Here is a 22,182-nt window from a genome sequence, read left to right on the forward strand (position 1 = left end):
CACTGATTGGGAGTTGAAGCGGCATGGACACGCTGAAAGTGGCACTCTTGGGATGCGGCAATGTCGGTTCCCAGGTGGCCCGGATCCTGCTTGAGGACGCGGACGACCTCGCGGCCCGGGTCGGCGCGCGGCTGGAGCTGGCGGGCATCGCCGTGCGCAATATCGATTCGCCGCGCGAGGTCGACCTGCCGCGGCACCTGTTCACCACCGACGCCGAGACGCTGGTGAAGGGCAAGGACATCGTGATTGAGCTGATGGGCGGGATCGAGCCGGCCCGCAGCCTGATCCTGCGCGCCATCGAAGGCGGCTCCACGGTGGTGACCGGCAACAAGGCCCTGATCGCCACGCACGGGCAGCAGCTCTACGCGAAGGCGCACGAGGCGGGAGTGCGCCTGGCCTACGAGGCCGCCGTCGCCGGGGCCATCCCGATCCTGCGCCCGATCCGCGAAAGCCTGTCCGGGGACCGGATCACCCGGGTGCTCGGGATCGTCAACGGCACCACCAACTACATCCTGGACCAGATGGACTCCACCGGCGCGCAGTTCGCCGACGCGCTGAAGGCGGCCCAGGCACTCGGCTACGCCGAGGCGGACCCGACCGCCGACATCGAGGGTCTGGACGCGGCGGCCAAGGGTGCCATCCTGGCCGGACTGTCCTTCCACACAGACTTCAACCTCGACGATGTCTACTGCGAGGGCATCACCAAGGTTACCGCCGACGACATCGCCGCCGCCAAGGATGCCTCGATGGTGATCAAGCTGCTGGCCATCGCCGAAAAGCTGATCACCGAGGACGGCACGGAGGGCATCTCGGTGCGCGTGCACCCGACCCTGCTGCCGCGCACGCATCCGCTGGCCGCTGTGCACGGGGCGTTCAACGCCGTGTTCGTCGAAGCGGACAACGCCGGGCAGCTCATGTTCTATGGCCAGGGCGCCGGCGGCGCTCCCACCGCCTCGGCGGTGCTGGGGGACGTGGTCAGCGCTGCCCGCGCGCTGGTAGCCGGCGGCCCCTGGCGCCTGGAGGACACCAAGGCCGAAATCCCGGCGCTGCCGCTCAGCGCCGTGACCACCAGCTACTGCATTGGCCTGGACGTGGCCGACCAGCCGGGCGTGCTGGCCAGGATCGCGCAGATTTTTGCCAGCCACGGCGTCTCGATCGAAACCATGCGCCAGACCATCCACACCGAGCCCGCCGCCGCGGCCCTGGCCGCTGAGCGGCCGGCTGCCGAGCTGCGGATCGTGACCCACCGCGGCCCGGAGGCCGCACTGGCGGCCACGGTCGAGGACATCCGCGCGCTCGACGTCGTCAATTCAGTTATTTCCGTCCTGCGAGTAGAAGGAGTCTAAGTGGCTCACCAATGGCGCGGCGTGATCCGCGAGTACGCCGACCGTCTGCCGGTCACCGCGCAGACCGAGATCATCACCCTGGGTGAGGGCGGTACTCCGCTGGTCCACGCCAAGGCCCTCTCCGAGCTCACCGGTTCGGCGGTCTACCTCAAGGTCGAGGGGATGAACCCCACCGGCTCCTTCAAGGACCGCGGCATGACCATGGCGATCACCGCCGCCGTCGAGGCCGGCGCCAAGGCGGTGGTCTGCGCTTCCACCGGAAACACCTCCGCGTCGGCCGCAGCGTACGCCACCCAGGCGGGCCTGAAGTGCGCCGTGCTGGTGCCTGCGGGCAAGATTGCGATGGGCAAGATGAGCCAGGCCATCGCCCACGGGGCCGAGATCATCCAGATCAACGGCAACTTCGACAACTGCCTCGAGGTGGCGCGCAAGCTCTCCGAGGCCTACCCCGTGTTCCTGGTCAACTCGGTCAATCCGGCACGCATCCAGGGCCAGAAGACGGCAGCGTTTGAGACCGTGGACTTCCTGGGCGATGCCCCGGACATCCACGTGATGCCGGTAGGCAACGCCGGGAACATCACGGCGTACTGGAAGGGCTATCAGGAATACGCGGCCGAATATGAGTCCCCGACTGCCGGCACCCTGCCCGCCGTTGCCACCAGGACCCCGCAGATGTGGGGCTTCCAGGCCGCCGGAGCCGCACCGCTGGTGCTCGGGCACCCGGTGACCGAGCCGGAAACCATTGCCACCGCGATCCGGATCGGCAATCCAGCCTCCTGGGAGACCGCCATCGCCGCCCGGGACGAGTCCGGCGGCCTGATCGATGCGGTCACCGACGGCGAAATCCTTGCCGCCCACCGCTGGCTGTCCTCGAAGGAAGGCGTCTTCGTCGAGCCCGGCTCGGCCGCCGGCGTGGCGGGTCTGCTCAAGAAGCACGCCGCCGGCGAAGTGCCCGCCGGCAAGACCATCGTCATCACCGTGACCGGCCATGGGCTGAAGGATCCGCAGTGGGCGCTGCGGACCGAGGACGGGAGCGACGTCTCGCCCATCAAGGTTGATTTCGACGTCGTCAGCGTGGCCGCCGCCTTGGGCCTGGAGTAGGGAAGCCTTGAAGATATTGGAGCGCACCGTGGTCAAGGCCGGGCAGCACGTGAGCGTGCGGGTTCCGGCCACCAGTGCCAATCTCGGTCCGGGATTTGACAGTCTGGGCCTGGCATTGAGCCTCTACGATACGGTCGCGGTGGAAACCACCGATGACGGCATCTTCCGGGCACAGGTCGCCGGGGAGGGCGCGTCGGCACTGCCGACGGATGAATCCCACCTGATCATCAGGACGGTGCGCGACACCTTGGAATCGGCAGGCTTCAGCGCCGCCGGGCTGCGGCTGCGGGCGGAGAACGTGATTCCGCACGGCAGGGGCCTGGGCTCCTCCGCCGCCGCGATTGTCTCGGCGGTGCTGGCGGCGAACGCGCTGCTGCCGGACGGGGCCCGGCTCGACGATGCGCAGATCCTGCAGCGCTGCTCCGAACTGGAAGGCCACCCGGACAATGTGGCTCCGGCGCTGGCCGGCCGGCTGGCCATTTCCTGGGCCGAGGACGGCAGGTTCTTCAGCACCGCCGTGGACACCCATCCGGACATTGTCCCGGTGGTGGCCATTCCCGCCTACGAGCTCTCCACCGAGCTGGCACGGGGCCTGCTGCCGCAGACCGTCCCGCACGACGCCGCCGCAGCCAACTCGGGCCGGGCAGCCCTGCTGGTGCACGCGCTGACGCACGCTCCTGCGCTGCTGCTGCCCGGTACCGTGGATGCGCTGCACCAGGCCCACCGTGCCCCGGCGATGCAGCCGAGCGCCGACCTGATCGAGGCGTTGCGCACCGCAGGGTATGCGGCGGTGGTTTCCGGGGCAGGGCCTACCGTGATGACTCTGGCCCGGGGCGAGGACGAGGCCGCCGCCGTCGAAGCCCTGATCGCCGGTCATCTGAAGACCTCCCGGGTCCCCGACGGCTGGCATGTGCTGCGGCTCGCAGTGGACACAGAAGGTGCTAAAGTAGGAGTGCACCCCCGGAATTAACCGGCTAGGGACGCTTCCGATCGACCACATCCGGACCGACCGCCGTTGGTCCGGGTCGGTATTGATTCCCGTCAGTATTGAATGCTCCTGAGCGGATCATTGTGGCACGTGACGTGGTCAACCCATGTATCGGTGCAGCCTTCCAGGTCCCGCCACGCACTTTGCCGGCGCATATTCAGCTAACGGCACAGCGGCGCACCCCCAGCCCGGGTGAATGGGTTCCAGCCAAGGCTATTTCTATTACTCGGCTTTGCCCGGCCCCAGGCTGACGGCAAACCCGAACCCGTCCGGGCTTCTCATGCACCGGACGGGAGACAGACACCGCGGTCCTGGTCCCATCCGGACCGCCCGACGAGGGGGAAGGAACCTTCGTGACAGAAACCACTGACCTGGTCGCAGGTGTGGAACAAAAAGCAGACTCTGCTGCGCCGAAGAGCGCAGGGCTCGCCGGTCTCAAGCTCGCCCAGCTCCAGGTGCTGGCCGGACAGCTGGGGATCACCGGCGGCTCGCGGATGCGCAAGAGCGACCTTGTCTCCGCGATTTCCGACCACCAGCGGGGCTCCGCGGTAGCGGACCGTCCTGCCCGGCGCACTGCCAAGGCCGCCCAGCCGTCCGCAGCGGAGCAGGCTCCGGCCGGGCCGGCACAGCCGGAAAAGGCCCCGGAGCAGCCTGAAGCAGCGCAGCCGCAGCAGGCCCGGGCGGACGAAGCCGCCGAGGCGCCGGCCAAGAAGGCCGGCGGTGACCTGACCAAGGCCGCCGAGCGTGTCAGCCGCACCCGCAGCCGCAGCCGCCGGGCCACATCGGACGGCACCGTTGCCGCCGCCGAAGCCCAGATCGCAGGTGAGAGCACTCTGCCGGCCGAGGCTGCAGCCCAGGCCGCAGGCCAGAGCACCCCGCCGGCAGCAGCCGCCGAGGCTCCGGCCGAGACCCGCCCCGAGGCCGAAACCGGCCGGGAGAACCGCCGCGGCCGCGGCCGTTCCCGCCGTGCCGAGGCCGACGCCGGCAAGGCCGAGGCAGCCGCGGAGGCCCAGGCCGAAGACCGGACCGCAGGTCAGGAAACGGTGCAGGCGGGCAAGGGCGAAGCCGAGACCGCCACGCAGGCCGAGGTCCGCACCGAAGGCCAGGTCGAGGCCGCCCCGGAGCGCCGCGGCGAGCGCCGCGAACGCAACCGCAACCGCGGTGACCGCGACGCAGCGCGGGATGCAGGGCGCGAATCCGGCCGGGAGCCGGCCGAGCGTGCCCAGGAGGACGGCGAGGACGGCGGCCGCGGCCGGCGCAACCGCCGGGAGAGGGACCGCGGGCGCGGCCGCGACGGCGAGTCCGGCAGCCGCTTCCGGGACCGTAACGACCGCCGCCGCGGGCGCAGCCAGGGCGTTGACGTCGAGGACACGGAAATCACCGACGACGACGTGCTGCTGCCCGTGGCCGGCATCCTGGACGTGCTGGATAACTACGCCTTCATCCGTACCTCCGGCTACCTGCCCGGTCCCAACGACGTCTACGTCTCGCTGGCCCAGGTGAAGAAGTACCACCTGCGCAAGGGCGACGCCGTCGTCGGCGCCATCCGCGCCCCGCGCGACGGCGACGGCGCCAACCAGAACACCCGGCAGAAGTTCAACGCCCTGGTCCGCCTGACCTCGGTCAACGGCAAGCCGGCCGAGGACAACAAGGACCGCGTCGAGTTCAGCAAGCTCGTGCCGCTGTACCCGTCCCAGCGCCTGCGCCTGGAAACCGAGCCGAAGAAGATCGGCCCCCGCGTCATCGACCTGGTCGCCCCGATCGGCAAGGGCCAGCGCGGCCTGATCGTGTCCCCGCCCAAGGCAGGCAAGACGCTGATCCTGCAGTCCATCGCCAATGCCATCACCATCAACAACCCCGAGGTCCACCTCATGATGGTGCTGGTCGACGAGCGTCCGGAAGAAGTCACGGACATGCAGCGCACGGTCAAGGGCGAGGTCATTGCCTCCACCTTCGACCGTCCGGCCGACGACCACACCACCGTGGCCGAGCTGGCCATCGAGCGCGCCAAGCGCCTGGTGGAGCTGGGCATGGACGTCGTGGTGCTGCTGGATTCGATGACCCGCCTGGGCCGTGCCTACAACCTGGCCGCCCCGGCCTCGGGCCGGATCCTCTCCGGTGGTGTGGACTCCTCGGCGCTGTACCCGCCGAAGCGCTTCTTCGGCGCCGCCCGCAACATCGAGAACGGCGGCTCGCTGACCATCCTGGCCACGGCGCTGGTGGAGACCGGTTCCAAGATGGACGAGGTGATCTTCGAAGAGTTCAAGGGCACCGGCAATATGGAACTGCGCCTGAGCCGCCAGCTGGCGGACAAGCGCATCTTCCCGGCGGTGGACGTGAACGCTTCCGGTACACGGCGTGAGGAAAACCTGCTCTCGCCCGAGGAAGTCAAGATCATGTGGAAGCTGCGCCGGGTGCTGTCCGGACTGGATACCCAGCAGGCGCTGGAGCTGCTCACCGGCAAGATCCGGGAGACGCAGTCCAACGTCGAGTTCCTGATGCAGGTCCAGAAGACGACGCTGGGCTCGAAGTCCGACGACGACAAGTAGCTGTTGTAGCCGCTGGTTTTTTGCCGGCCCCGCCCCGCTTCGGCAGGCCCTAAGAGATAACAGGGTCCCTGCCCGAGCCTGCGAGGGCAGGGGAGCTTTCGAACGCTCCCTGGCCGGCAAAAAACCAGCGGCTGTTGTCGTTTAAGTCACCGATGCGAAGTCACCGGTGCGCGTCTCCGGGCCGGACTGGTGCCGGATTTTATTTAGACTTGATCACGAGTCGAAAGAGGTTTTGAGATGTTTGAGTCCGTGCAGGGCTTGTTGGATGAGCATGCGGAGCTGCAGAAGCAGCTCAGTGATCCGGCGGTGTATGCCGACCAGGGGCTGGCGCGGAAGCTGGGGCGGCGTTCGGCGCAGCTGAACGGCATCGTGGAAGCGTACCGGCGCTGGTCGCAGCTGAACGACGACCTGCAGGCCGCCCGCGAGATGGCGGACGAGGACCCGGAGTTCGCGGCGGAGGTGCCGGCGCTTGAAGCCGAGCTGGGAACCGCCCAGGAGAAGCTGCGCCGGCTGCTCATCCCGCGCGACCCCGACGATGCCCGCAACGTCATCATCGAGGTCAAGGGTGGCGAAGGCGGGGACGAAGCGGCACTGTTCGCCGGCGACCTGCTGCGGATGTATACCCGGTACGCCGAATCCAAGGGCTGGAAGACCGAGATCATCTCGTCCACCGAATCGGACCTCGGCGGGTACAAGGACGTCCAGGTGGCCATCAAGGGCAACTCGAACGATCCGGCCCAGGGTGTCTATGCCCACCTGAAGTTCGAAGGCGGCGTCCACCGCGTCCAGCGCGTGCCCGTGACCGAGTCCCAGGGACGCATCCACACCTCGGCCGCCGGCGTGCTGGTCTTCCCGGAAGTGGACGAGCCGGAGGAAATCGAGATCAACCCGAACGATTTGAAGATCGACGTCTACCGGTCCTCCGGCCCGGGCGGGCAGTCCGTGAACACCACGGACTCGGCGGTGCGCATTACCCACCTGCCCACCGGCATCGTGGTGGCCATGCAGAACGAAAAATCCCAGCTGCAGAACCGCGAAGCGGCCATGCGCGTGCTGCGTTCGCGCCTGCTGGCCCACCAGCAGGAGCAGATCGACGCCGAAAACGCCGACCTGCGCAAGTCGCAGGTGCGCACGATGGACCGCTCCGAGCGTATCCGCACCTACAACTTCCCGGAGAACCGGATCGCGGACCACCGGACGGGCTACAAGGCCTACAACCTGGACGCGGTGATGAACGGCGACCTCGAGCCGGTCATCCAGTCGGCGATCCAGATGGACGAACAGCATCGGCTGGACGCCCTGGGCGAGGACAAATAGCGGGGGATTTGGCAGCCACATGCACAGCCAGGATCTTGCCGGCGCGCTGAAGGCGGCGGAGGCGGTGCTGGCCCGGGCCGGCGTGCCGAGCCCGCGGGTCGACGCCGAACTGCTGGCCGCGTACCTGCTGGGCGAAAGCGTAGGCCGGGTGCGGGCGATGGCGCTGGCCGGCTCGCCGGTGCCGGCTGCCTTGGAGCCGTTCGAGCAGCTGGTGGCCGAACGCGCCCGGCGCGTTCCGCTGCAGCACATTACCGGCCGGGCGCAGTTCCGCCATCTGGAGCTGAAGGTCGGTCCGGGAGTTTTCGTGCCGCGGCCCGAGACCGAGACGGTGGTCCAGCACGCCATCGACCACGCGCGCGGGTTGTCCGCGCCGAAGATGGCCGATTTGGGCACCGGTTCCGGCGCCATCGCCGGCGCGCTGGCCACCGAGGTGCCCGGTTCGCAGGTCTACGCGGTGGAGCTGAGCGAACTGGCCCACGCCTGGGCCGAACGCAACCTGGTCCCGCTTGGCGTCGAGCTCATCCTCGGGGACTTGCGCACCGCCCTGGCCGGGCAGGAGGGAACCTTCGACGTCGTCGTCTCCAATCCCCCCTATATCCCGGCCGGCGCCGTGCCGCGGGACCCCGAAGTTGCCGAGCACGATCCGGCGATGGCCCTGTACGGCGGGGGAGCGGACGGGATGGAACTGCCCGCAGCCGCTGCTGCGGCTGCCGCCCGGCTGCTCAAACCCGGCGGGTACTTCATCATGGAACATGCCGAGGTCCAGGCCGGCGCCGTGGCCCGGATGCTGGAGGCATCGGGGCAGTGGCACCGGGTTGCCACGGTCCTGGACCTGACTGGACGGGAACGTGCCACATCGGCGCTGCGGCGTTGAGCGCCGGCCGTGCCGGCAATGAATGAAAGAATGAGCCTGTGACCACCACCTTCAACTGCACGGACGAGTTCCAGCGAAGCGAGGGAATCGCCGCTGCCCAGGAAGCCATTGCGGCCAGGCAGTGCGTTGTCATGCCCACGGATACGGTCTACGGCATCGCCGCGGACGCGTTCTCCCCGCAGGCCGTTGCCACCTTGTTGGCGGCCAAGGGGCGCGGACGGAGCATGCCGCCGCCGGTGCTGATTCCGCGGCCACAGACCATGGACGGCCTGGCCACGGACGTGCCTGCCGAGGCCCGGGCACTGGCCGACGCCTTCTGGCCCGGCGGCCTGACCCTGATTCTCCACGCCCAGCCCTCGCTGACCTGGGATCTGGGGGAGACCCACGGCACGGTGGCGGTACGGATGCCCGCGGACGGACTGGCCTTGGAGCTGCTGGCGCTGACCGGGCCGCTGGCGGTCTCTTCGGCCAACCGCACCGGCCAGGCCGCCGCGCGGACCGCCGCGGAGGCCAGGGTGCAGCTGGCCGAGTCCGTGGAGGTCTACCTCGAGGACGGGCCGCGTCCGGCCGGCGAAGAACCCGCGGGGGATTCCGGCGGAGCGCCCGGGACGGAGCAGATGGCCTCGACCATCGTCGACTGCACCAGCACCCCGTTCCGGGTCGTGCGCCAGGGCGCGATCGCCCTGGCAGCCCTGCGGGAGGTGGTTCCGGACATCCTGGGCATCGACGAGGAACCCGGTCCGGCAGACAGCCCGGAGGCCGGCCAGGAGAGCCCGGCCTCCGCCATGCAGGCCATCGAAGCGGCGGACGGGGAACAATGACTTCCGGCACTACTTCATCCCTGCCCCGGACGGCCAGCAGCGACCGTGCCCTGTGGCTCTGGTCCCAGGTCCTGCTGGATGCCTTCGCCTGGATTGTGGCCATTGCGCTGGCCATGGTCCTGCGTTACGAAGCCAGCGTCGATCCGGACAAGCTGCCGGGCGTCGTCGCCATCTGCGCGCTGGCCGTCGCAGCCCAGGTTGCCGTGGGCTCGGCACTGGCGCTGTACCGCGGCCGCTACAGCTTCGGCAGTTTCCATGAGGCGAAGCTGCTGGTGATCGTTGCCGTCTCGGTGACGGTCATCGTGACTGTTGCCCTGCTGTTCTTCGGCATCCCGATGGGCATCGCCCGCGGTGTGGGCCTGATCGCCTTCCCGTTTGCCTGCCTGTTCATGGCCGCGATCCGCTACTTGAAGCGGATGTACGTGGAAAGCAAGGCCAAGCCCGGCGAGACGGCCGAACGGACGCTGGTGTACGGTGCCGGGTTCGTCGGCACCTCGATTGTGACCCGGATGAGCAACGACAGGCTCTCCCCGTGGCGCCCGGTGGGCCTGATCGACGACGATCCGGCCAAGAAGCACCTGCGCATCTCCAGTGTCCCGGTCCTGGGTACGGTCGAAGACCTGCCCGAGGTCGTGCGCCGCACCGGGGCCACCGTGCTGCTGGTTGCCATTGCGAACGTGGACGCCAAGCATGTGCGGCGCATTTCGGACACCGTGGCCGGGCTGAACATGAAGGTGCTGGTGGTCCCGCCGCTGAAGAAGATGCTGACGGCGGGCGCAAACTTCTCTTTCCGCGAACTGGCCATCGAGGACCTGATCGGCCGCCAGCCGGTGGACATCCACGTTGAGGAGATCGCCCACTACGTCACGGGCAAGCGCGTGCTCGTCACCGGGGCCGGCGGCTCCATCGGCTCCGAGCTGTGCCGGCAGATCCACGAGTTCGCCCCGAGCGAGCTGATCATGCTGGACCGGGACGAAAGCGGCCTGCAGGCCACCCAGATCTCCATTACCGGCCAGGGCCTGCTGACCGGGCAGGACACGGTACTGGCCGACATCCGCGACCCCCGGGCGGTCTCGGACATCTTCCGCAGCCGCCGCCCGGAAGTGGTCTTCCACGCCGCGGCGCTGAAACACGTCTCGCTGCTGGAGCAGTACCCCGAAGAGGCGTGGAAGACCAACGTCCTCGGCAGCCTGAACGTGCTCAACGCCGCCCGCGAGGCCGGGGTGCAGACCTTCGTGAACATTTCCACCGACAAGGCGGCCAATCCCACCACCGTGCTGGGGCACTCCAAGCGGGTGGCTGAAAAGCTCACCGCCTGGGTCGCGCACCAGACCGGCCGCAAATACGTCTCGGTCCGCTTCGGAAATGTCCTGGGCAGCCGCGGCTCCGTGCTGCCGCTGTTCACCGAACAGATCCGCAAGGGCGGGCCGGTCACGGTCACCGACCCCGAAGCCACGCGGTTCTTCATGACCATCCCCGAAGCCTGCCAGCTGGTGATCCAGGCCGGTGCCATCGGCCGGGGCGGCGAAGTGCTTATCCTGGACATGGGCGAGCCCGTGCGCATCCTGGACGTCGCCCGGCGCATGATCGAGCTCTCCGGCAAGGACATCGACATCGTCTTCACCGGCCTGCGGCAGGGGGAGAAGCTGCACGAGGACCTGGTCGGTGACGGCGAGGACGATTCGCGGCCGCTGCACCCGAAGATTTCGCACGCTTCGATCGAGCCGCTCGACCCGTCGGACATGAGCCTGCAGGAGTGGAAGGACCGCCAGCACCTGCCCGGCCCGCCGGCCGCCGCGGAACTGGCGGGACCGGCGCGCCCGCTCACGCCGCACCCGGAAGTGGCACCGTGAGGTTCGCGGTGCTGGCCGTGGCGGCGGCCTTTCTGCTCAGCCTGCTGCTGCCGTTCGGGCTCAAGCCGCTGCTGGCCAGGCTCGGTGTGCTGGACGTACCGAACGAGCGCTCCTCGCATACCACCGTGACCGTCCGCGGGGTGGGCCTGACCGTGGCGGCCGGCCTGCTGGCAGGCCTGCTGCTGGCCCTGCCGGCAGTTCACGCGCAGGAGCGGCCGTTGCTGGGCACGGTGGCGGGCGTTGCCGCCGCGGCCGCTCTGCTGGGCTGGAGCGAGGACTACCGCGGCGTGCCGGTCAAGGTCCGTGCCCTGCTGCAGTGCCTGATCGGGGCCTGCGGCACTGCGCTGATCGTCTACCTGACGGAGAGTTCCTGGTGGTGGGTGCCGGTCGGTGCGCTGGCGATCGCAGGCTACATGAACGCCGCCAATTTCATGGACGGCATCAACGGCATCTCCGGCCTGCACGGCCTGGCCGCCGGCCTGCTGTTCGCCGCCGCCGGGGCCTGGGACGGCGAGCGCTGGCTGCTGCTCGCCGGGCTGGTGGTGGCCGTGTCCTTCGCAGCGTTCCTGCCGTGGAACCTCCGCCGCGGCAACGTTTTCCTGGGCGACGTCGGCAGCTACCTGCTCGGCGGCAGCCTCGCGGTGCTCGGCGTCGCCGGCTTCCTCGCCGGCATTCCCGCAGAATCCCTGCTGGGGCCGGTGACGATCTACCTGGCCGACACCGCGGCCACCTTGCTGCGCCGGATCAGCGCAGGGGAGCAGTGGTACACCCCGCACCGGCAGCATGTCTACCAGCGGCTGACCGACGCCGGCTTCAGCCACGTCAAATCCGCTGCCTTCGTGACCGGCTGTTCGGTGCTCACGGGCCTGTGCGGCTTCCTGGCCGCACAAAGCGGGTTCGCCGGCAAGCTGGCAGCGCTGCTGGCCTGCGCCGTTGTCGTCGTGTTCTATCTGCGCGCGCCCGCGATTTTCGGCAGCCGGCCGGCCAGGCCGGCAGACATCCGCTAAGATCCGGCAGCCGCGCTGGAGCGTGGCGGGTTCTATGTCGTGTAGAATTTAGCTGGCCGCGGCGAGCGGCCGATCCGCCGTGCCCGCCGAGCACAGCCTTGTGTGCACAAAACCGAACGGACCGCCATGAATGCCTCCCGCCAGCGCCGCGGCGCAGCCGCGCCGGCAGTTGCGGCGTCAGGCCCGACCCGGTCACCCTGGCTGAAGATCCTGGCCACATCCTCCGCCGCCACCGGCGCCTGCTCGCTGGTGGCAACGCTGGCCGCCTGGCTCGTGGCCGGATCCGCCGGGGCCGCCAGCGCGGTCCTGGGTGCGGCGCTGGTCATGGTGTTCTTCGGCATCAGCCTGCTCATCGGCCACTACGTGGGACGGCGCAATCCGTCGGGGGCCATCGGCGCCTTCCTGGCCGCCTACGTCATCAAGGTCGTGGGATTCGGCGCCGCGGTCTTCATCCTTGGGGCCCCTGCCTGGCTGGACCGCACGTGGTTCTTTATCGCGGCGGTGGCCGGCGTCGTCGTCTGGCAGGCCGCCGAGGTCCACGCCTTTTCCCGCATCCGGCACCAGATCTACGCGGACCCGCTCCCCGGCAACGGAACGGAGGGTTAGGAGATCATGGCCGACGGCATTCCCCAGGACAGTCCTGGCGACCGTCCGGAGCAGCAGCCGGAGCGCGCGGGCGCAGCCGGCAGCGGCTACACCGGCGGAAACACTGTGCTGACCTATGTTCTTGGCGGAATCCTAGCCTGGGGTTTGATAGGCTGGGGGGTGGACAGTCTGTTGTCTACCCGCTGGCTCTGGATCGCCGGTGCCATTCTCGGTGCCGGCGGCGGCTACTATCTGGCCCGACAGCACAAGCTCACCCGCCGCCCCAGGGGCAACCGTGGGCGTGGCCCGGGGAACGACACATAATGCCTGAAAACTTCATATGGTGGCCTGCCGCAACGGCAATCCACCCTGAAATGCCCAATGATGGACACTGCAGAGAGGAAACGCGTTGATCGCGCTTGCGCTTCCGGCGGCCGCTAATGAAGGTGGCTTCGTCCCACCGACCCTCGAAGACATGCACCTTCCGGAGATCCTTCCGTGGGGTGTTCCGTACGGCGAGGGATTCGGCAAGCAGATGCTGCTGATCCTCGTTGCCGTGGCGCTGATTGCCTGGTTCTTCGTCGCCGCCTCCCGCCGCCGCGAGCTGGTGCCGGGCAAGCTGCAGTACCTGGGCGAGATGAGCTACAACTTCGTGCGCAACTCGGTGGGCAAGGACATCATCGGCGAACACGATTACAAGCCGTACGTGCCGCTGCTGTTCTCCCTGTTCTTCTTCATCCTGGTGAACAACCTCTTCGGGTCCATCCCGCTGCTGCAGCTGCCGACCCCCTCGCACGTGGGCACGGCCTACGCACTGGCCGGCATGGTCTACATCACCTGGATCGTCCTGGGCATCAAGAAGCACGGCATAGGCTACTTCAAGCTTGCGGTTGTCCCTTCGGGCGTGCCGAAGGCCATCCTGCCGCTGGTCGTGGTCATCGAAATCATCTCGACCTTCCTGGTCCGCCCGGTCACGCACAGCCTCCGTCTGTTCGCCACCATGCTCGCCGGCCACCTGATCATCATGCTTGCCGCGGCCGGTTCCGAATTCCTCCTGCTCCACGGCGAGGGCCTGATCAAGCCCCTCGGCGTGCTGACCATTGCCGGCGGCGTGGGCATGTACCTGTTCGAAATCCTGATCCAGGTCCTGCAGGCCTACGTGTTCACCCTGCTGACCGCGATCTACATCCAGGGCTCCCTGGCTGAATCGCACTAGTCCTACTAAGTTTCCCCGCCGGGGAATCTCCTGAACCAAACAACCTGCCCGACGGGCATCTTGAAAGGAAAATAATGGAAGGCAATCTCAACCTCGTTGGTTACGGTCTCTCCGCCATCGGCGGTGCCATCGGTGTGGGCCTGGTGTTCGCCGCCTACATCAACGGTGTGGCCCGTCAGCCCGAGGCACAGCGTGTGCTGCAGCCCATCGCCTTCTTGGGCCTGGCCCTGACCGAAGCTCTTGCCATCCTCGGTCTGGTGTTCGCGTTCGTTCTCTAAGCAGCTGCTTGGAGCAACGCGCACAATCCAAACCGAGTAGATAGGACGGGTGAGATATGAAACAGACAATAATCCTCGCCGCCACGGAGGGCGCAAACCCTCTGATCCCTAATGTCTGGGAAATCCTTGTCACGCTGCTTGGCTTTGCCGTTCTGATGTTCATCGTCGTCAAGTACGTCGTTCCGGCGTTCGAGAAGACGTATGCGGAGCGTACCGAGGCCATCGAGGGCGGCATCGCCAAGGCCGAGGCCGCGCAGGCCGAGGCCAGCGCCGCTCTGGACGAATACAAGCAGCAGCTTCTGGATGCCCGTACCGAGGCCAACCGCATCCGTGAGGATGCCCGCGCCGAAGGTGCCCAGATCCTGGCGGAGCTGAAGGAGAAGGCCGCTGCCGAGGCTGCCCGCATCAGCGAGCAGGCGCAGGCGCAGATCGCAGCCGAGCGCCAGGCTGCCGTGACTTCGCTGCGCAGCGAAGTCGGCGTCCTGGCAACGGAACTGGCCAGCAAGATCGTCGGCGAGTCGCTCAACGACGACGCCCGCGCGGCCCGCGTTGTTGACCGGTTCCTGGCGGATCTCGAATCCCAAAGTGCAGGTGCTGCGAAGTAATGGCAGGTGTATCGAGCGAGTCACTGAAAGCGGCACAGCAGGCGCTGGAAGCCAGGCTTCCCACGGCCCCGCTGTCCCTGGCAGAGGAACTCTTTGGAATTCTGGGCCTGCTGGACAGCAATGCCGGCCTGCGCCGCGCCCTGACCGACCCGGCCCGCGAAGGCAGCGACAAGGCGACGCTGGTGGCCAAGCTGCTCGGCTCCACGGTCTCGGCTGACGCCAAGGCCATCGTCGAGGGCCTGGCTGCCTCGCGCTGGAGCCAGCCGCGCGACATCGGCGATGCGCTGGAAACCCTCGCGGCGACCGTAGCCATCGGCGTTGCCGAGAGCAAGGGTGTTGACGGACTCGAAGGTCTGGAACGGGACCTGTTCGCGTTCATCCGGGTCGTGGAGGCAGACCATGCTCTGCAGCGCGCCCTGGCGGAACCGCAGGCTCCGGTCGAGGCCAAAACGGCACTGGCTCTCCGGCTTGTACCGAACGCCGGCCCCGAAGCGCAGGTGCTGATCCGCCAGGCTGTGTCCGCCCCGCGCGGGCACAAGCCGGCGGCGCTCGTGCGGCGCTTTGTGGAACTGGTGGCTATGCGCCAGCAGCGCTGGATCGCCAACGTCAGCGTCACCCGTCCGCTGACCCAGGAACAGATCCGGCGGCTGCAGGCCGGGCTCAACGCCTTCTACGGGCGCGAGCTCAGGATCAACATCAACGTTGACCCCTCACTGGTCGGCGGTGTGCGGGTCCAGGTGGGCGACGAGATCGTGGATTCGTCGGTCGTCACCCGCCTGGCCGAACTCCGCCGGAAGCTGGCGGGCTAGTACTCCTCCCGCAAGGGAGGCAGCTGGTGCCGAAAGCCTTACATACAGACTGAAACACACACAGGTCACCGCCGGTGCGGTGATCGCAATATAGGAGAGCAGGGACTGCAGATGGCCGAATTGACCATCAACGCCGACGACGTCCGTAATGCGTTGAACGAGTTCGCGGCGTCCTACGAACCCGGCAGCGCAGAGCGCGTTGAAGTTGGCCGCGTGACCACCGCCAGCGACGGCATTGCCCGTGTCGAGGGTCTTCCCTCGGCGATGGCAAACGAACTGCTGCGCTTCGAAAACGGCATCCTGGGCCTGGCCCAGAACCTGGACACCCGCGAAATCGGCGTCGTCATCCTCGGTGACTTCACCGGTATCGAAGAAGGCATGGAAGTCCACCGCACGGGCGAGATCCTCTCCGTGCCGGTCGGCGACGCCTACCTGGGCCGCGTCGTGGACCCGCTGGGTCAGCCGATCGACGACCTGGGACCGATCGAGGCCGAGACCCGCCGTGCCCTGGAGCTGCAGGCTCCGGGCGTGACCCAGCGCAAGTCGGTGCACGAGCCGCTGCAGACCGGCCTGAAGGCCATCGACGCGATGATTCCGATCGGCCGCGGCCAGCGCCAGCTGATCATTGGCGACCGCCAGACCGGCAAGACCGCCATCGCCGTCGACACCATCATCAACCAGAAGGCCAACTGGGAGTCCGGCGACGTCAACAAGCAGGTCCGCTGCATCTACGTCGCCATCGGCCAGAAGGCTTCCACCATCGCTGCCGTCCGGCAGACGCTGGAGGACAAGGGTGCGATGGAGTACACCACCATCGTCGCCTCCCCGGCCTCCGATCCGGCCGGCTTCAAGTACCTGGCACCGTACGCCGGCTCGGCCATCGGCCAGCACTGGATGTATGGCGGCAAGCACGTCCTGATCGTGTTCGACGACCTGTCCAAGCAGGCCGAGGCCTACCGTGCCGTGTCGCTGCTGCTGCGCCGCCCGCCGGGACGCGAAGCCTACCCGGGCGACGTGTTCTACCTGCACTCCCGCCTGCTCGAGCGCTGCGCCAAGCTCTCCGACGACCTGGGCGCCGGCTCGATGACCGGCCTGCCGCTGATCGAAACCAAGGCGAACGACGTTTCGGCCTACATTCCGACCAACGTCATCTCCATCACCGACGGCCAGATCTTCCTGCAGTCGGACCTCTTCAACGCCAACCAGCGTCCTGCTGTTGACGTGGGCATCTCGGTGTCCCGCGTGGGTGGTGCCGCGCAGGTCAAGGCGATGAAGAAGGTCTCCGGTACCTTGAAGCTGGAACTGGCCCAGTACCGCGACATGCAGGCCTTCGCCATGTTCGCCTCGGACCTGGACGCCGCCTCCCGCCAGCAGCTGGCCCGCGGTGCCCGCCTGACCGAGCTGCTCAAGCAGGGCCAGTACTCGCCGTACGCGGTTGAGGACCAGGTCGTGTCCATCTGGGCCGGCACCAACGGGTACCTGGACGACGTTCCGGTCGAGGACGTCAACCGCTTCGAGCGCGGCTTCATCGAGCACCTGCGCCACCGGTCCGCGGTGCTGACCACCATCGCCCAGACCAACCTGCTGGAAGACTCCACCGTGGATGAGCTGAAGGCACAGATCGCGGACTTCAAGCAGGGCTTCTTCGGCGAGGGGGACAGCCACCTGGTTGCCGCCGGCCGCGAGGAGTACGACCCGCTGGCCGAGGAATCGGTCGATCAGGAACAGATCGTCAAGCAGAAGCGCTAATTCGTTTTCGGTGGCGGGGCGTCGCCGGCGGGCACAGCCAGGCCGGTTCCGTCCCGCCAGCGAGGATTAGGAAAGGAAGAGTATGGGAGCCCAGATCCGGGTCTACCGCCAGAAGATCGCGTCGACGACGGCGATGCGCAAGATCTTCAAGGCGATGGAGCTGATCGCTGCCTCGCGCATTGGAAAGGCCCGCACCCGTGTGGCTGCGTCGCTGCCTTATGCCAATGCGATCACCCGTGCCGTTTCTGCTGTGGCCTCACAGTCTGAGATCGACCACCCGCTGACCACCGAGCCGGAGCAGATCCGGCGCGCGGCGGTCCTGGTCATGACCTCCGACCGCGGCCTTGCAGGATCGTACTCCGCCGCCGTGCTCAAGCAGGCCCAGTCGCTGACTGAACTGCTGCGCGGCGAGGGCAAGGAAGTCCGCCACTACCTGGTCGGACGCAAGGCCCAGGCCTACTTCGACTTCCGCAGCCTTCCGTACGAGCGGGTGTGGACCGGCGGTACCGATGCGCCGGCGTTCGAAACGGCCCGCGAAATCGGCGACGCTGTCCTCGCTGACTTCAACACCGCTTACGAAGAGGGCGGTGTAGACGAGATCCACGTGGTCTACACGCGCTTCAAGTCCATGGTTACCCAGGAGCCAGCGGTCATCCGCCTGCTGCCGCTGGAGGTCGTGGAAGAGGAAGTGGCCAACGAGTCGGAGCTGCTGCCGCTGTACGAGTATGAGCCTGAACCCGCACAGGTGCTGGACGCGCTGCTGCCGCGCTACATCGAGTCCCGCATCTTCGCGGCACTGCTGCAGGCTGCCGCCAGCGAACTGGCTGCCCGCCAGCGCGCGATGAAGTCCGCCGGCGACAACGCGAACGAGCTGATCAAGAAGTACACCCGGCTGCGCAACAACGCCCGCCAGGCCGAGATCACGCAGGAGCTCACCGAGATCGTCGGCGGCGCGGACGCCCTGGCCGCGTCCTGACCGCCGCAGGCTCAGCGCTGCGCAACTGCACACTGAAAACTATCCCCACGCCATCTAACTGAGTGAAGTGAGAGAGATGACTGCCCAAACCATCGAGCAGGGAACCGGTTCCGCTGCCTCGGGCGCTACCGGCCGTATTGCCCGCGTCATCGGCCCGGTCGTCGACGTCGAATTTCCGGCCGACGCCATTCCCGAGATGTACAACGCCCTGACCGCCGAGGTGACCCTCAACGGCGAAACCCGCACCATCACGTTCGAGACCTCCCAGCACCTGGGCGACGACCTGGTCCGCGCCATCTCGCTGCAGGCCACCGACGGCCTGGTCCGCGGCACCACCGTCGTCGACACCGGTGCCCCGATCTCCGTCCCCGTGGGCGACGGCGTCAAGGGCCACATCTTCAACGTGCTGGGCAAGCCGCTGGACGTCGAGGAGTCCAGCCTGCAGATCACCGAGCGCTGGCCGATCCACCGCAAGGCGCCCAGCTTCGCCGACCTCGAGGGCTCCACCGAGATGCTGGAGACCGGCATCAAGGTCATCGACCTGCTCACCCCCTACATCAAGGGTGGCAAGATCGGCCTCTTCGGCGGTGCCGGCGTGGGCAAGACCGTGCTGATCCAGGAAATGATCACCCGTGTGGCCCGCAACTTCGGCGGTACCTCCGTGTTCGCCGGTGTCGGCGAGCGGACCCGCGAGGGCAACGACCTCTGGGTGGAAATGGAAGAGGCCGGCGTGCTCAAGGACACCGCCCTGGTGTTCGGCCAGATGGACGAGCCGCCGGGAACGCGCCTGCGCGTGGCCCTGTCCGCCCTGACCATGGCGGAATACTTCCGCGATGTGCAGAAGCAGGACGTGCTGCTGTTCATCGACAACATCTTCCGCTTCACTCAGGCCGGGTCCGAGGTTTCCACGCTGCTGGGCCGCATGCCCTCCGCCGTGGGCTACCAGCCGAACCTCGCCGACGAGATGGGCCTGCTGCAGGAGCGCATTACCTCCACCAAGGGCCACTCCATCACCTCGATGCAGGCCATCTACGTGCCGGCCGACGACTACACCGACCCGGCACCGGCCACCACCTTCGCCCACCTGGATGCGACCACAGAACTTTCCCGTGAAATCGCCTCCCGCGGCCTGTACCCGGCCGTGGACCCGCTGGCCTCCACCTCGCGGATCCTCGACCCGCAGTACATCGGCCACGACCACTACAACACCGCGGTGCGCGTGAAGCAGATCCTGCAGAAGAACAAGGAACTGCAGGACATCATCGCCATCCTCGGTGTGGACGAACTCTCCGAAGAGGACAAGATCGTCGTGGCCCGCGCCCGCCGCATCCAGCAGTTCCTCTCCCAGAACACCTACACTGCCAAGCAGTTCACCGGTGTCGAGGGCTCGACCGTTTCCATCAAGGACACCGTCGAGGGCTTCAAGGCCATCTGCGACGGCGAACTGGACCACATCGCGGAGCAGGCGTTCTTCAACATCGGCGGCCTCGACGACGTGGAGCGCAACTGGGCCCGGATCCAGGAACAGACCGGGAAGTAAGCCCAGTGGCTGACAACTCTGCTGAACTGGAAGTTGAGATTGTCGCGGCGGACCACTTCGTGTGGTCCGGCCCGGCAACCATGGTGAAGGCGCGCACCAGCGACGGCGAGATCGGGATCCTGCCGGGGCACACCCCGGTGCTGGCCATCCTGGCTCCTGGGGAACTGGCCATCGAGCCCGTCTCCGGCCAGCGCATCACCATCTCCGTCGACGGCGGTTTCTTCTCCGTTGACCGGAACCGGGTGGTGATCGTGGCCGACAACGCCACTGTCAAGAGCCCGGCAACGGCAGGCACCCGCTAGCCTCGAGGGTGGACGAGCTCGGTTTCCCGGTGATGGCGCTGGCAGCGCTCCTGCTGCTGCTGGTGCTGGCCTTGGTTGCGTTCGGGGTGCGCCGCTTCCAACTGCGGCGCACCCTGGGCACGTTCGATGCCTCGCTCTGCCTTGCCCCGGGCAAGTGGGAGATGGGCATCGGCCGCTACGCGGACAAGCACCTGGAATGGCTGCGCCTTTTTTCGCTCAGCCCCCGGCCGCGCCGGCGCTACCTGCGCAGTTCGCTCGAATTGAAGGGCTGGCGCCAGCCGACGGAGCAGGAGCGGCCGAAGGTCCAGCCGGGCGCCGTGGTGGCCATGCTCACCTACGAGGGCCAGGACCTGCTGCTGGCCATGAACTTCGAGGTCTACGCCGGCCTGTCCGCCTGGCTCGAGGCCGGACCGGTCATCGGGATCGGAACGTGGCGCTGAGGGCTCCTGCCCGGCGTTGCGTTCCGGCACAGCCGCGCGGCCCCCGCACCGGGGTGCCGCGCTTTGTGCTTAACCGGACCTGTCCCCAAAGTGTTGAAAGCGTCGAAAGGATGGACACCGTGGAAGACGTCATTCTCGTGACCGGACCCAGCACGCTTTCCGGGCAGGTGGAGGTTACCGGGGCCAAGAACAGCGTGCTGAAGCTGATGGCCGCCGTGCTGCTGGCCGAGGGCCGTTCCTCCATCACCAACGTGCCGAATATCCAGGATGTCTGGATCATGGCCGAGCTGCTGCGCCGGCTCGGCTGCACGGTTGACTACGACACCGCGGCGGCCACCGTGCATATCGACGTTCCTGCCGCGCCGGGCCACCAGGCCGACTATGAACTGGTCCGGGCCATGCGGGCGTCGATTTCGGTTCTTGGTCCGCTGGTTGCCCGCTGCCGCGAGGCGGAAGTTGCCCTGCCCGGCGGGGACGCAATCGGTTCCCGCGGTCTGGACATGCACCGTTCCGGGCTGGAGCTGATGGGCGCCTCCATCGGGATCAACCACGGCTACCTGGTTGCCCGGGCGCCGGACGGGCTCAAAGGGGTGCACCACCGCCTGCCGTTCCCCTCCGTCGGAGCTACGGAGAACTTGATGATGGCTGCCACACTGGCCCACGGCACTACGGTGATCGAGAACGCTGCGCGCGAGCCGGAAATCACCGATATCGCCGCCCTGCTGACGTCGATGGGCGCCAGCATCGAGGGTGCCGGCACCCCGACACTGGTAGTACACGGCGTCGAGTCGCTGCGGCCGGTCACCCACCGGACGGTGCCGGACCGGATCGCCGCCGGAACCTGGGCCTTCGCCGCGGCGATCACCGGCGGCACGGTGGATATCCGCAACGCGGTACCCGGACACCTGGCGGTCGTGCTGGACAAGCTGGCCCAGGCCGGCTGCCGGATCGATGCCCGCGAGGACGGCTTTCTGGTCGAGGGCCCCCGGCGCCCGCTTCCCATCAACGTCTCCACGCTGCCCTACCCGGGCTTTCCCACCGACCTGCAGCCCTTCGTCGTCGCACTCAACGCCGTGGCGGACGGCAACGGCATGGTGACGGAGAACGTCTTCGAGGCCCGCTGGGGCTTTACTTCCGAGCTGGCCCGGCTCGGGGCGGTGGTGCGGCTGGACGGCCACCATGCGCTGATCAGGGGTGTACCGCGGCTCTCGGGTGCTCCGGTCGAAGCCCACGACATCCGTGCGGGGGCGGCCCTGGTCATCGCCGGCCTGGTTGCCGACGGCGTCACCGAGGTCAGGGGTGTGGGGCACATTGACCGCGGCTATGAGCAGTTCGACGAACAACTGCGCGGGCTCGGTGCCCGCCTCCAGCGCGTCCAGGCCTGAACCGGCACGGACAGGCCGGCCGGAGCGTCCCGATCCTTAAGCGGAGCGGCCCCGCAGGTTTCCCTGCGGGGCCGCTGTGTCCGTCCTGCGGCGCCGCAGGACGGAGGATGCGTCAAAAATCAGATGATGGTAACGCCGGTGGCCTGCGGCCCCTTGGCGCCCTGTCCGATCTCGAAGCTCACGCGCTGGTTCTCGTCGAGGGTCCGGAAGCCGTTGCTCTGGATCTCGGAGTAGTGGACGAAAACGTCGCCGTCGGCGTCGTCCGGGGTGATGAAGCCGAAGCCCTTTTCAGCGTTGAACCACTTGACGGTCCCCTGTGCCATTTATTTCTCCTCATAATGGTACTTTTCACAGACCGGCACACCTCGTACCGGTCCGGGTTACTCCGCGGAAGCCACCTGCATTTTCCGGCCAAACGGCGGAGCTGAGGAGCTTCACACT

Annotated in this window: 22 protein-coding genes; 21 read left to right on the forward strand and 1 reads right to left on the reverse strand. The window is 67.6% G+C overall.

The features are described from left to right. Positions 1-23 precede the first annotated feature (23 nt). The 21 genes from HGG74_RS08345 to murA all read left to right on the forward strand — a co-directional run bounded on the left by HGG74_RS08345 (position 24) and on the right by murA (position 21,741). A complete protein-coding gene (locus tag HGG74_RS08345) occupies positions 24-1,346 on the forward strand; it encodes a homoserine dehydrogenase (RefSeq protein WP_168485893.1) in 1,323 nt (440 codons plus the stop codon). Next, positions 1,347-2,447 (forward strand): threonine synthase, encoded by a 1,101-nt coding sequence (gene thrC, locus HGG74_RS08350; protein WP_168485894.1) that lies wholly within the window; start codon positions 1,347-1,349, stop codon positions 2,445-2,447. A 7-nt stretch (positions 2,448-2,454) separates the two neighbouring features. Beyond that, complete coding sequence (gene thrB, locus HGG74_RS08355) at positions 2,455-3,417, forward strand: homoserine kinase (RefSeq protein ID WP_168485895.1); 963 nt, start codon at positions 2,455-2,457, stop codon at positions 3,415-3,417. Positions 3,418-3,788: 371 nt separating this feature from the next. Then, complete coding sequence (gene rho, locus HGG74_RS08360) at positions 3,789-5,984, forward strand: transcription termination factor Rho (protein WP_168485896.1); 2,196 nt, start codon at positions 3,789-3,791, stop codon at positions 5,982-5,984. Positions 5,985-6,221: 237 nt separating this feature from the next. Next, positions 6,222-7,301: a peptide chain release factor 1 gene (gene prfA, locus HGG74_RS08365; protein ID WP_168485897.1), complete on the forward strand. Its 1,080-nt coding sequence runs from the start codon at positions 6,222-6,224 to the stop codon at positions 7,299-7,301. Between the two features lie 19 nt (positions 7,302-7,320). Next, positions 7,321-8,175, forward strand: coding sequence for a peptide chain release factor N(5)-glutamine methyltransferase (gene prmC, locus HGG74_RS08370; RefSeq protein WP_168485898.1), 855 nt, complete (start codon positions 7,321-7,323; stop codon positions 8,173-8,175). A 38-nt stretch (positions 8,176-8,213) separates the two neighbouring features. Further along, positions 8,214-8,996: an L-threonylcarbamoyladenylate synthase gene (locus tag HGG74_RS08375; RefSeq protein ID WP_168485899.1), complete on the forward strand. Its 783-nt coding sequence runs from the start codon at positions 8,214-8,216 to the stop codon at positions 8,994-8,996. Next, positions 8,993-10,849, forward strand: coding sequence for a polysaccharide biosynthesis protein (locus HGG74_RS08380; RefSeq protein ID WP_168485900.1), 1,857 nt, complete (start codon positions 8,993-8,995; stop codon positions 10,847-10,849). The genes HGG74_RS08375 and HGG74_RS08380 overlap by 4 nt, the downstream gene beginning before the upstream one ends. Further along, the gene (locus tag HGG74_RS08385; RefSeq protein ID WP_168485901.1) at positions 10,846-11,856 is read left to right on the forward strand and encodes an MraY family glycosyltransferase; all 1,011 of its coding nucleotides are present in this window, start codon (positions 10,846-10,848) and stop codon (positions 11,854-11,856) included. The genes HGG74_RS08380 and HGG74_RS08385 overlap by 4 nt, the downstream gene beginning before the upstream one ends. Positions 11,857-11,982: 126 nt before the next feature. After that, positions 11,983-12,462: a Cg1360 family ATP-synthase-associated protein gene (locus HGG74_RS08390; protein WP_168486008.1), complete on the forward strand. Its 480-nt coding sequence runs from the start codon at positions 11,983-11,985 to the stop codon at positions 12,460-12,462. A gap of 6 nt (positions 12,463-12,468) precedes the next feature. Then, complete coding sequence (locus HGG74_RS08395) at positions 12,469-12,765, forward strand: hypothetical protein (RefSeq protein ID WP_168485902.1); 297 nt, start codon at positions 12,469-12,471, stop codon at positions 12,763-12,765. Between the two features lie 85 nt (positions 12,766-12,850). Beyond that, positions 12,851-13,657 carry a F0F1 ATP synthase subunit A gene (gene atpB, locus HGG74_RS08400; protein ID WP_168485903.1) on the forward strand — a complete coding sequence of 269 codons (807 nt, stop codon included), beginning with the start codon at positions 12,851-12,853 and terminating at the stop codon, positions 13,655-13,657. Positions 13,658-13,731: 74 nt separating this feature from the next. Next, positions 13,732-13,935, forward strand: a complete 204-nt coding sequence (gene atpE, locus HGG74_RS08405) for an ATP synthase F0 subunit C (RefSeq protein WP_005268527.1) — start codon at positions 13,732-13,734, stop codon at positions 13,933-13,935. Positions 13,936-13,991: 56 nt separating this feature from the next. After that, the gene (locus tag HGG74_RS08410; RefSeq protein ID WP_168485904.1) at positions 13,992-14,540 is read left to right on the forward strand and encodes a F0F1 ATP synthase subunit B; all 549 of its coding nucleotides are present in this window, start codon (positions 13,992-13,994) and stop codon (positions 14,538-14,540) included. Further along, positions 14,540-15,349: a F0F1 ATP synthase subunit delta gene (locus HGG74_RS08415; RefSeq protein ID WP_168485905.1), complete on the forward strand. Its 810-nt coding sequence runs from the start codon at positions 14,540-14,542 to the stop codon at positions 15,347-15,349. Before HGG74_RS08410 ends, HGG74_RS08415 begins: the two co-directional genes overlap by 1 nt. A gap of 111 nt (positions 15,350-15,460) precedes the next feature. Continuing rightward, positions 15,461-17,098, forward strand: coding sequence for a F0F1 ATP synthase subunit alpha (gene atpA, locus HGG74_RS08420; protein WP_168485906.1), 1,638 nt, complete (start codon positions 15,461-15,463; stop codon positions 17,096-17,098). A gap of 82 nt (positions 17,099-17,180) precedes the next feature. Continuing rightward, the gene (locus HGG74_RS08425) at positions 17,181-18,074 is read left to right on the forward strand and encodes a F0F1 ATP synthase subunit gamma (RefSeq protein ID WP_168485907.1); all 894 of its coding nucleotides are present in this window, start codon (positions 17,181-17,183) and stop codon (positions 18,072-18,074) included. A 76-nt stretch (positions 18,075-18,150) separates the two neighbouring features. Then, a complete protein-coding gene (gene atpD, locus HGG74_RS08430) occupies positions 18,151-19,614 on the forward strand; it encodes a F0F1 ATP synthase subunit beta (protein ID WP_168485908.1) in 1,464 nt (487 codons plus the stop codon). A 5-nt stretch (positions 19,615-19,619) separates the two neighbouring features. After that, the gene (locus HGG74_RS08435) at positions 19,620-19,916 is read left to right on the forward strand and encodes a F0F1 ATP synthase subunit epsilon (protein ID WP_168485909.1); all 297 of its coding nucleotides are present in this window, start codon (positions 19,620-19,622) and stop codon (positions 19,914-19,916) included. Between the two features lie 8 nt (positions 19,917-19,924). Further along, positions 19,925-20,356 (forward strand): DUF2550 domain-containing protein, encoded by a 432-nt coding sequence (locus tag HGG74_RS08440; RefSeq protein WP_168485910.1) that lies wholly within the window; start codon positions 19,925-19,927, stop codon positions 20,354-20,356. A 119-nt stretch (positions 20,357-20,475) separates the two neighbouring features. Next, positions 20,476-21,741 (forward strand): UDP-N-acetylglucosamine 1-carboxyvinyltransferase, encoded by a 1,266-nt coding sequence (gene murA, locus HGG74_RS08445; protein WP_168485911.1) that lies wholly within the window; start codon positions 20,476-20,478, stop codon positions 21,739-21,741. Between the two features lie 119 nt (positions 21,742-21,860). Here murA and HGG74_RS08450 read toward each other — a convergent pair whose 3' ends face one another. Further along, positions 21,861-22,064 (reverse strand): cold-shock protein, encoded by a 204-nt coding sequence (locus HGG74_RS08450; RefSeq protein WP_168485912.1) that lies wholly within the window; start codon positions 22,062-22,064, stop codon positions 21,861-21,863. Positions 22,065-22,182: the final 118 nt, after the last annotated feature.

It is taken from the genome of Arthrobacter mobilis (assembly GCF_012395835.1).
GTDB lineage: Bacteria > Actinomycetota > Actinomycetes > Actinomycetales > Micrococcaceae > Crystallibacter > Crystallibacter mobilis.

Bases quoted from the DNA above. Each gene is read 5' to 3' on its own strand.
- HGG74_RS08345 (WP_168485893.1), top strand. From the start codon at position 24: ATGGACACGCTGAAAGTGGCACTCTTGGGATGCGGCAATGTCGGTTCC.
- prfA (WP_168485897.1), top strand. From the start codon at position 6,222: ATGTTTGAGTCCGTGCAGGGCTTGTTGGATGAGCATGCGGAGCTGCAG.
- prmC (WP_168485898.1), top strand. From the start codon at position 7,321: ATGCACAGCCAGGATCTTGCCGGCGCGCTGAAGGCGGCGGAGGCGGTG.
- HGG74_RS08380 (WP_168485900.1), top strand. From the start codon at position 8,993: ATGACTTCCGGCACTACTTCATCCCTGCCCCGGACGGCCAGCAGCGAC.
- HGG74_RS08390 (WP_168486008.1), top strand. From the start codon at position 11,983: ATGAATGCCTCCCGCCAGCGCCGCGGCGCAGCCGCGCCGGCAGTTGCG.
- HGG74_RS08395 (WP_168485902.1), top strand. From the start codon at position 12,469: ATGGCCGACGGCATTCCCCAGGACAGTCCTGGCGACCGTCCGGAGCAG.
- atpE (WP_005268527.1), top strand. From the start codon at position 13,732: ATGGAAGGCAATCTCAACCTCGTTGGTTACGGTCTCTCCGCCATCGGC.
- HGG74_RS08410 (WP_168485904.1), top strand. From the start codon at position 13,992: ATGAAACAGACAATAATCCTCGCCGCCACGGAGGGCGCAAACCCTCTG.
- HGG74_RS08415 (WP_168485905.1), top strand. From the start codon at position 14,540: ATGGCAGGTGTATCGAGCGAGTCACTGAAAGCGGCACAGCAGGCGCTG.
- atpA (WP_168485906.1), top strand. From the start codon at position 15,461: ATGGCCGAATTGACCATCAACGCCGACGACGTCCGTAATGCGTTGAAC.
- HGG74_RS08425 (WP_168485907.1), top strand. From the start codon at position 17,181: ATGGGAGCCCAGATCCGGGTCTACCGCCAGAAGATCGCGTCGACGACG.
- atpD (WP_168485908.1), top strand. From the start codon at position 18,151: ATGACTGCCCAAACCATCGAGCAGGGAACCGGTTCCGCTGCCTCGGGC.
- HGG74_RS08450 (WP_168485912.1), bottom strand. From the start codon at position 22,064: ATGGCACAGGGGACCGTCAAGTGGTTCAACGCTGAAAAGGGCTTCGGC.